This window comes from Streptomyces sp. NPDC098781 (assembly GCF_044759995.1).
GTDB lineage: Bacteria > Actinomycetota > Actinomycetes > Streptomycetales > Streptomycetaceae > Streptomyces.
The window spans coordinates 1,153,733-1,166,460 of record NZ_JBIWAK010000002.1 but is presented as its reverse complement, the minus strand read 5'-3'; the positions used below and the strand labels follow the sequence as shown (position 1 = coordinate 1,166,460).

Annotated in this window: 11 protein-coding genes; 10 read left to right on the top strand and 1 reads right to left on the bottom strand. The window is 68.9% G+C overall.

The genetic code is table 11. The features are described from left to right. The first annotated feature begins 225 nt into the window (after window positions 1–225). From ACIQWG_RS11270 to clpX, 3 genes are all read left to right on the top strand, one after another. Window positions 226–831 carry an ATP-dependent Clp protease proteolytic subunit gene (locus tag ACIQWG_RS11270; protein WP_404093575.1) on the top strand — a complete coding sequence of 202 codons (606 nt, stop codon included), beginning with the start codon at window positions 226–228 and terminating at the stop codon, window positions 829–831. A 49-nt stretch (window positions 832–880) separates the two neighbouring features. Next, on the top strand, window positions 881–1,561 hold the full coding sequence (locus ACIQWG_RS11265) for an ATP-dependent Clp protease proteolytic subunit (protein ID WP_404093217.1): 681 nt from the start codon (window positions 881–883) through the stop codon (window positions 1,559–1,561). Between the two features lie 179 nt (window positions 1,562–1,740). Next, window positions 1,741–3,027 (top strand): ATP-dependent Clp protease ATP-binding subunit ClpX, encoded by a 1,287-nt coding sequence (clpX, locus tag ACIQWG_RS11260; RefSeq protein ID WP_404093214.1) that lies wholly within the window; start codon window positions 1,741–1,743, stop codon window positions 3,025–3,027. 71 nt (window positions 3,028–3,098) lie between these two features. Here clpX and ACIQWG_RS11255 read toward each other — a convergent pair whose 3' ends face one another. After that, window positions 3,099–4,106, bottom strand: a complete 1,008-nt coding sequence (locus ACIQWG_RS11255) for a hypothetical protein (protein ID WP_404093212.1) — start codon at window positions 4,104–4,106, stop codon at window positions 3,099–3,101. A 136-nt stretch (window positions 4,107–4,242) separates the two neighbouring features. Here ACIQWG_RS11255 and ACIQWG_RS11250 point away from each other — a divergent pair, with 136 nt between their 5' ends. From ACIQWG_RS11250 to mreD, 7 genes are all read left to right on the top strand, one after another. Further along, the gene (locus ACIQWG_RS11250) at window positions 4,243–6,867 is read left to right on the top strand and encodes a valine--tRNA ligase (protein WP_404093210.1); all 2,625 of its coding nucleotides are present in this window, start codon (window positions 4,243–4,245) and stop codon (window positions 6,865–6,867) included. Between the two features lie 196 nt (window positions 6,868–7,063). Next, complete coding sequence (locus tag ACIQWG_RS11245) at window positions 7,064–8,566, top strand: bifunctional folylpolyglutamate synthase/dihydrofolate synthase (protein WP_404093207.1); 1,503 nt, start codon at window positions 7,064–7,066, stop codon at window positions 8,564–8,566. Window positions 8,567–8,575: 9 nt separating this feature from the next. Next, window positions 8,576–8,932: a DUF4233 domain-containing protein gene (locus tag ACIQWG_RS11240; protein ID WP_404093205.1), complete on the top strand. Its 357-nt coding sequence runs from the start codon at window positions 8,576–8,578 to the stop codon at window positions 8,930–8,932. Window positions 8,933–8,997: 65 nt separating this feature from the next. Continuing rightward, window positions 8,998–9,411 carry a nucleoside-diphosphate kinase gene (gene ndk / locus ACIQWG_RS11235; protein WP_129802331.1) on the top strand — a complete coding sequence of 138 codons (414 nt, stop codon included), beginning with the start codon at window positions 8,998–9,000 and terminating at the stop codon, window positions 9,409–9,411. 280 nt (window positions 9,412–9,691) lie between these two features. Then, window positions 9,692–10,711: a rod shape-determining protein gene (locus ACIQWG_RS11230; RefSeq protein ID WP_004931372.1), complete on the top strand. Its 1,020-nt coding sequence runs from the start codon at window positions 9,692–9,694 to the stop codon at window positions 10,709–10,711. 190 nt (window positions 10,712–10,901) lie between these two features. Beyond that, entirely contained in the window at window positions 10,902–11,960 is a 1,059-nt protein-coding gene (mreC, locus tag ACIQWG_RS11225; protein WP_404093203.1) for a rod shape-determining protein MreC, read from the top strand. A gap of 13 nt (window positions 11,961–11,973) precedes the next feature. After that, on the top strand, window positions 11,974–12,654 hold the full coding sequence (gene mreD / locus ACIQWG_RS11220; RefSeq protein WP_404093201.1) for a rod shape-determining protein MreD: 681 nt from the start codon (window positions 11,974–11,976) through the stop codon (window positions 12,652–12,654). Window positions 12,655–12,728 lie beyond the last annotated feature (74 nt).

Sequence of the window (12,728 nt, the reverse complement as noted above, 5' to 3'; positions counted from 1 at the left end):
CATCGATCCGGCGGAGTAACGGTGAGGAGGCATCCGCCCACCGCCGGAGGCTCTACGCCCCCGGCGAACACCCACGGAACCGGGATGGCACCGCCCAGCCTGCGCGTTAGGGTCCATGAATACGGGGCCAGGGAACCCGGCGGAACCGCCGGAGGCCCCCCGCAGGGAAACGTGAGACGGCCCGGCGCCGTCGTAAGACGAGCAGGTGGATACGTGACGAATCTGATGCCCTCCGCCGCCGGCGAGCCCTCCATCGGCGGTGGCCTCGGCGACCATGTCTACAACCGGCTGCTCAACGAGCGGATCATCTTCCTCGGCCAGCCGGTCGACGACGACATCGCAAACCGGATCACCGCACAGCTGCTGCTCCTTGCCGCTGACCCGGACAAGGACATTTACCTCTACATCAACAGCCCGGGCGGCTCGATCACGGCCGGCATGGCGATCTACGACACCATGCAGTACATCAAGAACGACGTGGTCACCATCGCCATGGGCATGGCGGCCTCGATGGGGCAGTTCCTGCTGAGCGCCGGCACCCCGGGCAAGCGCTTCGCGCTGCCCAATGCCGAGATCCTGATCCACCAGCCCTCCGCGGGCCTCGCGGGCTCCGCCTCGGACATCAAGATCCACGCCGAGCGGCTGCTGCACACCAAGAAGCGCATGGCCGAGCTGACCGCCTTCCACACCGGTCAGAACGTCGAGCAGATCACCCGTGACTCGGACCGCGACCGCTGGTTCGACCCGGTCGAGGCCAAGGAGTACGGCCTGATCGACGACATCATGCCCACGGCCGCCGGTATGCCGGGCGGCGGCGGCACCGGGGCCTGAGCCCCGTAGCGCCCCTCAGCCGACCGCCACAGCCCCTAGGAGACAGACAGTGAACGACTTCCCCGGCAGCGGCCTGTACGAGCGTACGCGCGCCGAGTACACGGGCCCGGCCGCCGAGTCCCGGTACGTCATCCCGCGCTTCGTCGAGCGCACCTCGCAGGGCATCCGCGAGTACGACCCGTACGCGAAGCTCTTCGAGGAGCGGGTGATCTTCCTCGGCGTGCAGATCGACGACGCCTCCGCCAACGACGTCATGGCGCAGCTGCTGTGCCTGGAGTCGATGGACCCCGACCGGGACATCTCGGTCTACATCAACAGCCCGGGCGGCTCCTTCACGGCGCTCACGGCCATCTACGACACGATGCAGTTCGTGAAGCCGGACGTCCAGACGGTCTGCATGGGCCAGGCGGCCTCCGCCGCGGCCGTGCTGCTGGCCGCGGGCACGCCCGGCAAGCGCATGGCACTGCCGAACGCCCGTGTGCTGATCCACCAGCCGTACAGCGAGACCGGCCGCGGTCAGGTCTCCGACCTGGAGATCGCCGCGAACGAGATCCTGCGGATGCGCTCGCAGCTGGAGGACATGCTGGCCAAGCACTCCACCACGCCGCTCGAGAAGATCCGCGAGGACATCGAGCGCGACAAGATCCTCACGGCCGAGGACGCGCTGTCGTACGGGCTGATCGACCAGATCATCTCCACCCGGAAGATGAACAACGCCGACGTTCGCTGACGCGGACGCGGTAGTGTCTGCTGCCCCTTGGCACGGTTTGGGACGGTGCACGTCAAAGTGAACCGCGCCAAGGGGGGCCCGAACGGGGGGCCAGGCAAGGTACCGTCGACATAAGGCAGCACCAGGAGCCGCTGGATTCGAAACGTCCAGTCGTCTCCCAGGCGAAGGGGAAGCACACCGTGGCACGCATCGGTGACGGCGGCGATCTGCTCAAGTGCTCGTTCTGCGGCAAGAGCCAGAAGCAGGTCAAGAAGCTCATCGCAGGCCCTGGTGTGTACATCTGCGACGAGTGCATCGATCTCTGCAACGAGATCATCGAGGAAGAGCTCGCGGAGACCAGTGAGGTCCGCTGGGAGGAACTGCCCAAGCCGCGCGAGATCTACGAGTTCCTCGAGGGCTATGTGGTCGGCCAGGAACCAGCCAAGAAGGCGCTCTCTGTCGCCGTCTACAACCACTACAAGCGCGTGCAGGCCGGCGAGAACGGCGGCGGCCAAAGCCGCGAGGACGCCATCGAGTTGGCGAAGTCCAACATCCTGCTGCTGGGCCCCACGGGCTCCGGCAAGACGCTGCTCGCCCAGACCCTGGCCCGCATGCTGAACGTCCCGTTCGCCATCGCCGACGCGACGGCGCTGACGGAGGCGGGCTATGTCGGCGAGGACGTCGAGAACATCCTGCTGAAGCTGATCCAGGCGGCCGACTACGACGTCAAGAAGGCCGAGACCGGGATCATCTACATCGACGAGATCGACAAGGTCGCCCGGAAGAGCGAAAACCCCTCGATCACCCGCGATGTGTCCGGCGAGGGCGTCCAGCAGGCCCTGCTGAAGATCCTGGAGGGCACGACGGCCTCGGTCCCGCCGCAGGGCGGCCGTAAGCACCCGCACCAGGAGTTCATCCAGATCGACACGACGAACGTCCTGTTCATCGTGGGCGGCGCGTTCGCGGGCCTGGAGAAGATCATCGAGTCCCGGGCCGGCGCCAAGGGCATCGGCTTCGGCGCGACGATCCGCTCCAAGCGCGAGCTGGAGGCCAAGGACCAGTTCGAGGACGTCATGCCGGAGGACCTGGTCAAGTTCGGGATGATCCCCGAGTTCATCGGGCGCCTCCCCGTCATCACGAGCGTGCACAACCTCGACCGGGAAGCCCTCCTCCAGATCCTGGTCGAGCCCCGCAACGCCCTGGTCAAGCAGTACCAGCGCCTCTTCGAACTCGACGGCGTGGAGCTGGACTTCGAGCGCGAGGCCCTGGAGGCCATCGCCGACCAGGCCATCCTCCGCCAGACCGGCGCGCGCGGCCTGCGCGCCATCATGGAGGAGGTCCTGATGTCGGTGATGTACGAGGTGCCGTCCCGCAAGGACGTGGCGCGAGTCGTCATCACGGCGGACGTCGTCCACTCGAACGTGAACCCGACGCTGATCCCGCGGGATGCCCGCGGGCGCGGGTCGGGCGAGCAGAAGACGGCGTAACCGCACCGACGGACATACGAAGGGGCCCCGGTCAACCGACCGGGGCCCCTTCGCCGTTGCAGCACAGCGCGTCAGGCCTTGACGCGGATCTCCGCCCGGACCTTCGAGGTGATGTCCACGGCGACATCCTTGGAGATGCCCTGGGTGGCGTCACCCGGCGACACCATCGCCATGGTGCTGTAGTCCGCCCACGCGCAGAACCAGTCCGTCTTCTCCTTCTTGGTGGCCGGGTCGGTGCCCTTGGCGGCCTGGCACTTCATCACCGCGCCGTCGAGGTCGACCTCCTCGGGCTCACCGACCAGCTCCGTCCTGCCCACCTCGGAGGAGCTGGACGAGGAGTTCTTCTCGGCGCCCTTCTTGAAGTCGGTGAAGAACTGCTCCAGAGCCGCCTCGGGGTCGGCGATCTCGCCGTAAGCCCCGAAGTACGTGATGCCCTTGGCCGTCGCGAGCTCGGACAGGTCGGGCGCGGTGGCGCTGGGGTCGCTCGGGTCGTAGTCGCTCAGGTCGGCCGTGGAGTAGACGCCGACCACGCTCTCGCCGTTCTTGACACCGCTCTTCGCGAGGTCCGCGGCGGTGTCGTCGGATTCGCCGATGCTCTCCCCGGCCTTCGTGGCCCGCGTGTACTCGGTGAGCAGCTTCTCCGGCGTCGCCAGCTTGTGCGCCCCGTCGTCCTCCAGGCTGCCCGCGCCGCCGCCCCTGCTGCCGCCCAGCGCGAAGTACGCCCCCACGCCGATCGCCACCACGACCGCCACGGCGCCGATGATCAGGCCGGTCTTCTTGCCGCCGCCTCCCGGCGCCGGCGGCTGCGGCATCCCGTACGGGGCCTGGCCGTAGGGCGGCTGCTGGCCGTAGCCGGGCTGCTGGCCGTAGGGCTGCTGCGGCGGGACGCCCTGCGGGGGCTGCTGCGGATAGCCGTACCCGGGCTGGGGCTGGGCCGGCGGAGTCTGCTGGGGGTAGCCATAGCCGGGCTGGGGTGCCTGCGGCTGCTGGCCGTAGGGACCGGGCTGCTGAGGCTGCCCGCCGTACGGACCGGGCTGCTGGGGCTGCCCGCCGTACGGGCCCGGCTGGTTGTAGCTCATTTCTGGGTTCCCCTCCAGATGCTTATGTGTTCCTGACATCCTGGCGCAGACACAGGCACCGCACGGCATCGGGGTGCCCACCGTTACAGAACAAAGGCGTTTCGGGACACGCCCGGGACACCCCTAAACTGAGCGCGTGACCGAGAACGCTCAGCAGCAGCCACCAGCGCCCGACACCGAACTGCCGACCCAGTACGCGCCGGCCGATGTAGAGGGGCCGCTGTACGAGCGCTGGGTGGAGCGGGGTTACTTCGAGGCGGACGCGAAGAGCGACAAGCCGCCGTACACCGTCGTCATCCCGCCGCCGAACGTCACCGGCAGCCTGCACCTCGGGCACGCCTTCGAGCACACCCTCATCGACGCGCTGACGCGCCGTAAGCGCATGCAGGGCTTCGAGACGCTGTGGCAGCCCGGCATGGACCACGCGGGCATCGCCACTCAGAACGTCGTCGAGCGCGAGCTCGGCAAGGAGGGCAAGTCCCGGCACGACCTGGGCCGTGAGGCGTTCGTCGAGCGGGTCTGGCAGTGGAAGGGCGAGTCCGGCGGGCAGATCTCCGGACAGATGCGGCGCCTCGGTGACGGTGTCGCCTGGTCGCGCGAGCGCTTCACCATGGACGAGGGCCTCTCGCAGGCCGTCCAGACCATTTTCAAGCGGCTCTACGACGACGAGCTGATCTACCGCGCCGAGCGCATCATCAACTGGTGCCCCCGCTGTCTGACGGCCATCTCGGACATCGAGGTCGAGTACCAGGACGACGACGGCGAGCTCGTCTCCATGAAGTACGGCGACGGGGACGACGCCATCGTCGTCGCCACGACCCGCGCCGAGACGATGCTCGGTGACACGGCGGTCGCCGTTCACCCCGGCGACGAGCGCTACAAGCACCTCGTCGGCAAGCTCATCAAGCTGCCGTTGACCGAGCGTTCCATCCCGGTCGTCGCCGACGAGCACGTCGACCCCGAGTTCGGCACGGGTGCCGTCAAGGTCACCCCGGCGCACGACCCGAACGACTTCGAGATCGGCCAGCGGCACGACCTGCCGGCCATCACGATCATGGACGAGCACGCCGTCATCACCGCCCACGGCCCCTTCCAGGGCCTGGACCGGCTGGAGGCCCGCTCCGCCATCGTCGCCGCGCTGCGCGCCGAGGGCCGGATCGTCGCCGAGAAGCGGCCGTACGTCCACTCGGTCGGCCACTGCTCGCGCTGCAAGACCACCATCGAGCCCCGGCTCTCCATGCAGTGGTGGGTCAAGGTCGGCCCGCTCGCCAAGGCCGCCGGTGACGCGGTCCGCGACGGCCGGGTCAAGATCCATCCGCAGGAGATGGAGAAGCGGTACTTCGACTGGGTCGACAACCTCCACGACTGGTGCATCTCGCGGCAGTTGTGGTGGGGCCACCGCATCCCGGTCTGGTACGGGCCGAACGGCGAGGTCGTCTGCGTCGGCCCCGACGACGAGGTCCCGACCGGCGAGGGCTGGCACCAGGACACCGACGTCCTCGACACCTGGTTCTCCTCCGGCCTGTGGCCCTTCTCCACGCTCGGCTGGCCCGAGCAGACCGAGTCGCTCGCGAAGTTCTACCCGAACTCCGTCCTGGTCACCGGCTACGACATCCTCTTCTTCTGGGTCGCCCGGATGATGATGTTCGGCCTGTACGCGATGGACGGCACCCCGCCGTTCCACACCATCGCCCTGCACGGCATGGTCCGTGACCAGTTCGGCAAGAAGATGTCGAAGTCCTTCGGGAATGCCGTCAATCCCCTTGACTGGATGGACAAGTACGGCAGCGATGCCCTCCGGTTCACGCTCGCGCGTGGCGCCAACCCCGGTGTCGACGTCCCGATCGGCGAGGACTGGGTCCAGGGCTCCCGGAACTTCGCCAACAAGATCTGGAACGCCACGCGCTTCGCGCTGATGAACGGCGCGACGGTCGACGGCCCCCTGCCGGACCCGTCGGCGATGTCCTCGACGGACCGCTGGATCCTCTCCCGCCTCAACTCCGTCGTCGCCGAAGTCGACGCGCTCTACGAGGACTTCCAGTTCGCGAAGCTCTCCGACGCGCTCTTCCACTTCGCGTGGGACGAGGTCTTCGACTGGTACGTCGAGCTGTCCAAGACGACGTTCCAGGCGGGCGGCGAGCCGGCCGAGGTCTCCAAGCGCGTCCTCGGCGAGGTCCTCGACGTCACGCTGAAGCTGCTGCACCCGGTGGTCCCGTTCGTCACCGAGACCCTGTGGACCACGCTGACCGGCGGCGAGTCGATCGTGATCGCCGAGTGGCCGGCCGACAGCGGCTTCCGTGACCAGGGCGCCGAGCGGGAGATCGAGTCGCTCCAGTCGGTCATCACCGAGGTCCGCCGCTTCCGCGCCGACCAGGGCCTCCAGCCGGGCCAGCGCGTCCCGGCCCGCCTGAGTCTGGACGGCACGGCGCTGGCGCCCCACGAGGCCGCCATCCGGCAGTTGCTCCGCCTCCAGCCGGAGGGCGACTCCTTCACGGCGACGGCCACCCTCCCGGTCGCCGGTGCCGAGGTCGCCCTCGACCTCTCCGGCACGATCGACGTCGCGGCCGAGCGCAAGCGCCTGGCCAAGGACCTCGCCGCCGCCGAGAAGGAGAAGGCCCAGGCCACGGCCAAGCTCGGCAACGAGGCGTTCCTGGCGAAGGCCCCGGACAACGTCGTGGAGAAGATCCGCGGCCGCCTGGCGAAGGCGGAGGAGGACATCGCGCGGATCGCCGCGCAGCTGGACCGCCTGCCGCAGGCGTAGGCGTCAGTACGGCTGTGAGGGCCCCCGGCGCTGTCAGGCGCCGGGGGCCCTCACGTACGTCAGGGGCGCGGGGCAATATCGATGTGCGGCTCCACCGCGTGGGCGCGACCAGCCACAACGCACCCGCGGCCGCCCGCGGACACACGCCACCCCACTCCCTGGGCGCTCTGTCAGTCCCGCTCCGTAGACTGACCCCGTGAGCGACCAGAACGAGCCCGACCCCCTCGACCCCTTCGAAGAGATCGTCGCGGCGGAGACCGACAGCGACCCCGATCTCGCGGTCATCGAGGCCGGCAGCCGAACCCTGCGCACCCAGGGCGGCCCGCCGGAGGCACACGTGCCCGCGCGCCCCGACGACCCCGAGGTCGACCAGGCCCTGCGCGAGGTCGAGTCGGAGCTGGCCACCCGCTGGGGCGAGACCAAGCTGGAGCCCTCGGTCAGCCGTATCGCCGCGCTCATGGATGTGCTCGGAGACCCGCAGCGGTCGTACCCCTCGATCCACATCACCGGCACCAACGGCAAGACGTCGACCGCCCGCATGATCGAGGCCCTGCTCGGCGCCTTCGAGCTGCGCACCGGCCGCTACACCTCGCCGCACGTGCAGTCGATCACCGAGCGGATCAGCCTGGACGGCGCCCCGATCTCCGCCGAGCGCTTCATCGAGACGTACCGGGACATCAAGCCGTACATCGAGATGGTCGACTCCTCGCAGGAGTTCCGGCTGTCCTTCTTCGAGGTGCTCACGGGCATGGCGTACGCGGCCTTCGCCGACGCGCCCGTCGACGTCGCCGTCGTGGAAGTGGGCATGGGCGGTTCCTGGGACGCCACCAACGTCATCGACGGCGATGTGGCCGTCGTGACGCCCATAGACCTCGACCACACCGACCGGCTCGGCAACACGCCCGGTGAGATCGCCACCGAGAAGGCCGGCATCATCAAGCAGGACGCCACCGTGATCATGGCCCAGCAGCCGGTGGACGCCGCGCAGGTGCTGCTGAAGAAGGCCGTGGAGGTCGACGCCACGGTCGCCCGCGAGGGCCTGGAGTTCGGGGTTGTCGCACGTCAGGTCGCCGTGGGCGGGCAGTTGGTGACCCTGCGCGGACTCGGCGGTGAGTACCCCGAGGTGTATCTGCCGCTGCACGGCGCGCACCAGGCGCACAACGCCGCCGTGGCCCTCGCCGCCGTGGAGGCGTTCTTCGGCGTCGGTGCCGCGCGCGCCGACGCGCTCGACATCGACGCCGTCCGCAAGGCGTTCGCGGCCGTGGCCTCGCCGGGCCGGATGGAGGTCGTACGGCGTTCTCCGACCGTCGTGCTGGACGCCGCCCACAACCCGGCGGGCGCGCGGGCGGCGGCCGAGGGGATCGGGGAGGCCTTCGACTTCAGCCGGCTCATCGGGGTCGTCGGCGCGAGCGGCGACAAGAACGTGCGGGGGCTCCTGGAGGCCTTCGAGCCGATCTTCGCCGAGGTCGTCGTCACCCAGAACTCCTCGCATCGCGCCATGGACGCCGACGAACTGGCCGCCATCGCCGTCGAGGTCTTCGGCGACGAGCGCGTGCAGGTCGAACCGCGGCTGCCGGACGCTCTGGAGGCCGCGATCACGCTGGCCGAGGAGGAGGGCGAGTTCGCGGGCGGCGGCGTGCTGGTCACCGGGTCCGTCATCACGGTCGGCGAAGCCCGGCTGCTGCTGGGAAGGGGCTGAGTCCGAAAGATGCGTACGCTCTGTTCCTCGACCCTGATCGGCGAGTTCTTCGTCATCGGCTTCGCCGGTCTGGTCGCCATGAAGGATCCCGATCTGGCCATGTCCACGGTGTGGACGGTCAGCGGGATCGCGATGTTCCTGTGCCTGCTGCTGTGCGGCCTGGTGACCCGCCCCGGCGGGGTCGCGCTCGGCTGGGCGCTACAGGTCGCGCTCATCGCATCCGGCTTCATTGTTCCCACGATGTTCTTCCTGGGAGTGGTCTTCGCGGCACTCTGGTGGGCTTCGGTGCACTACGGCAGGAAGGTCGACGAGGCGAAGGCGAGATTCGCGGCGCAGGCCGAATCCTCCACCCCTGACGCTGCGTAACAGGCGCCTGGACACGCCCTGTAACCTCGTCCCACCGCACACCGGCAGTAAGAAGGAGCCCTCCCGTGACCCAGCGCACTCTCGTCCTGCTCAAGCCCGACGCAGTCCGCCGCGGCCTGACCGGCGAGATCATCAGCCGTATCGAGCGCAAGGCCGGCTGGCAGATCACCGCGCTGGAGCTGCGCACCCTGGACCAGGAGACCCTGGAGCAGCACTACGGCGAGCACAAGGGCAAGCCCTTCTACGAGCCGCTGGTGGAGTTCATGGCGTCCGGCCCGGTCGTCGCCATGATCGTCGAGGGCGAGCGGGTCATCGAGGGCCTGCGCGCGCTGGCCGGTCCGACCGACCCGATCGCCGCCGCGCCCGGCTCGATCCGCGGTGACTACGGCGTCATCGTCCGCGAGAACCTGATCCACGCCTCCGACTCCGAGGAGTCCGCCGAGCGCGAGGTGAAGATCTTCTTTCCGGGCCGTGCGTAAAGCCCGTAGGAGTTGAACGGAGAGGGTGTGGGGGCTGAATCTCCACACCCGAGTGCATACCAAATGCATATGCGTGCCGATCGAGGGAACGAGTGCCCCCGATGGCCCGTCTCCACAAGCGAGGCGACTCGCCATCTGCTGACAATGGCGAAGACCCTCCCGCAGTGTTCGTGCAGGCGCGTCTACGATGGAAGCCTTCACGTCACAGCACCCACTTCGCCGACCTGACAAGCCATCAAAAGCTCCCAGGAAGGCCAGACGAATCCTGATGGGGAACTCAATGTCGTTCATCGGCCGTGACATGGCTGTCGACCTCGGGACCGCCAACACGCTGGTGTACGTCAGGGGTCGCGGGATCGTACTCAACGAGCCGTCCGTCGTCGCGATCAACACCAATACCGGTGGCATCCTCGCGGTCGGCGCCGAGGCCAAGAAGATGATCGGGCGCACGCCCGGCAACATCGTTGCCGTGCGTCCGCTGAAGGACGGCGTGATCGCCGACTTCGAGATCACCGAGCGGATGCTCCGCTACTTCATCCTGAAGATCCACAAGCGGCGGTATCTTGCTCGTCCGCGGGTCGTCGTCTGTGTGCCGTCCGGCATCACCGGCGTCGAGCGCCGCGCCGTCATCGAGGCGTCGTCCCAGGCCGGCGCCCGCCAGGTGCACATCATCGAGGAGCCCATGGCCGCGGCCATCGGCTCCGGCCTGCCGGTCCACGAGGCCACGGGCAACATGGTGGTCGACATCGGCGGCGGCACCACGGAGGTCGCGGTCATCTCCCTCGGCGGCATCGTCACCGCCCAGTCCATCCGCGTCGCGGGCGACGAGTTGGACAACGCGATCATCCAGCACATCAAGAAGGAGTACTCGCTCCTGCTGGGTGAGCGGACGGCCGAGCAGATCAAGATCACGATCGGTTCGGCGTACGACCTCGACGCCGACGAGCACACCGAGATCCGCGGCCGGGACCTCGTGTCCGGGCTGCCGAAGACCGTCGTCATCTCCGCGGCCGAGGTCCGCAAGGCCATCGAGGAACCGGTCAACGCGATCGTGGACGCCGTGAAGACGACCCTCGACAAGTGCCCGCCGGAGCTGTCCGGCGACATCATGGACCGGGGAATCGTGCTGACCGGCGGCGGCGCCCTGCTGCGTGGCCTCGACGAGCGGCTGCGCCGCGAGACCGGCATGCCGATCCACATCGCCGAGGACCCGCTGGACAGCGTGGCGCTCGGCTCCGGCAAGTGTGTCGAGGAGTTCGAGGCGTTGCAGCAGGTGCTCGACGCCCAGCCGCGCAGATGAGGTAACTCTTCGGTTCCGCCGTACGGGATGATCTCCTCTCGTACGGCGGATCGTTGATATAGAGGCATAAGCTCCCCGAAGAGCCTCGAAACCTCTCATACAAGCTCCACCGACAAATCCCGCATACAGCGCCCTCGGCTTTCCCGGGGGTTTCCCGAATTCCTACTGAGGAAGGGCACGGCCGCCGCACGTGAGGGACACACGAGAGAGCCGGCTGCTCCTGGTGCTGCTGATCGCCATCGCGTTCGCGTTGATCACGGTGGACATCCGCGGTGGTGAGGACTCCCCGGTCGACGGTGCCCGCCAGGCCGCTGCCACGGTCTTCGGCCCCATCGAGGACGGTGTGTCGGCCGCGGTGAACCCGGTCGGCAACGCGGTCGCCGCGATCCGTGACTCCGGAGAGCGCCATGACCGGCTCGCCCGACTGGAGCAGGAGAACGCCGCCCTCAAGGCGAAACTCGGCAGCGACGACCGCGACCGCAGCCGGCTGAACCAGCTGGACAAGATGCTGAAGATCGCGGGCAAGGGCCAGTACGGCATCAAGGGCGCCCAGGTCATCGCCATAGGAGCGGCCCAGGGCTTCTCCTGGACCATCACCATCGACGCCGGTGTCAACGACGGTATCCAGCGCGACATGACGGTCCTGAACGGCGACGGGCTGGTCGGCCGGGTCACCACCGTCGGCCCCAACACCGCGACCGTGCTGCTCGCCAACGACCCCGACTTCACCGTCGGCACGCGCATGGAGTCCACCGACGAACTGGGCTTCGCCTCGGGCCAGGGCGACCGCCCGCTGCGCGTCGAACTCCTCAACGGCAAGGCCGAGGTGAAGAAGGGCGACCGGCTCGTCACCTTCGGCTCGCAGGCCGACAAGCCGTTCGTGCCCGGCGTCCCGGTCGGGTACGTCTCCCGCGTCGACCCCTCCGGGGGCGACCTGACCCGCACCCTGTACGTCACGCCGTACGTCGGCTTCTCCAAGCTCGACATCGTCGGCGTCGTCGTCCAGGCCCCCACCAAGGACCCGCGCGACACGGTCCTGCCCGCCAAGCCCCGGCCGACCCCCACGCCGACCGTGACGGTCACCGTCACGCCGGGCGCGGAGCCTCCGGGCGACGGCCAGGACCAGCCGCAGGCGGACGGCGAGAACCAGCCCCAGGCCGACGGCCAGTACGCACAGCCCCGGGTGGACGGCGAGGATCCGCCACCGGACGACGCACAGAACCAGTACGAGTTCGAGCAAGAGCAGTAGGAGCTGAAGCCCCATGCGCGTCAACCGAATCCTGCTCTCCTCCGCTCTGGTCGTCGTCGCCCTGGTGCTCCAGGTCAGCGTGCTGTCCCGGCTCCACCTCCCGGGCGCCGTCCCCGACCTGCTGCTGCTCACCGTGCTGGGCCTCGCCATGGTCTACGGCCATGTCGGCGGCGCCCTCGTCGGCTTCGGCGCGGGACTGCTCGCCGACCTCGCCCCGCCCGCCGACCACGCCGCCGGCCGCTATGCGCTGGTGCTGTGCGTCATCGGCTACCTCGCCGGGCTCATCAAGCCGGACAACGGGCGGCTGAAGTCCGCCACCGGGCCGATGGTCGTCGTGGTCGTCGCCGCGGTCGGCGCGACCTTGCTGTACGCGAGCGTCGGCGCCCTCGTCGGGGACACCGCCGCACGCCATGTCGGCCTCGGCAGCCTGCTCTTCACGGCCGCTCTGTACGACCTGCTGCTCGCCCCGTTCGTCGTGCCCGGGATCATGGCACTGGCCCGGCGGGCGGAGAACGACCCGCTGGCCGACACCAACTCCCAGGCCAAGAAGGCCGACATCTCCTCCGGCTGGCTCTCCGGCGGCACCGGCCTGCGCATCGGCGGCCAGCGCGGCGGACTGGGCGGCCTGAAGATGAAGGCGCGCACGGCCCGCACGGCGCGCGCCGGGCGCATCAAGGGGGTCAAGCGCCTGTGAGGACAGGGGAGTTCACCCGGACGAGTGAGGCCGGGAGGAACCGGGCCGTGCGTGCCGGTCGTTCCTCACTCGAA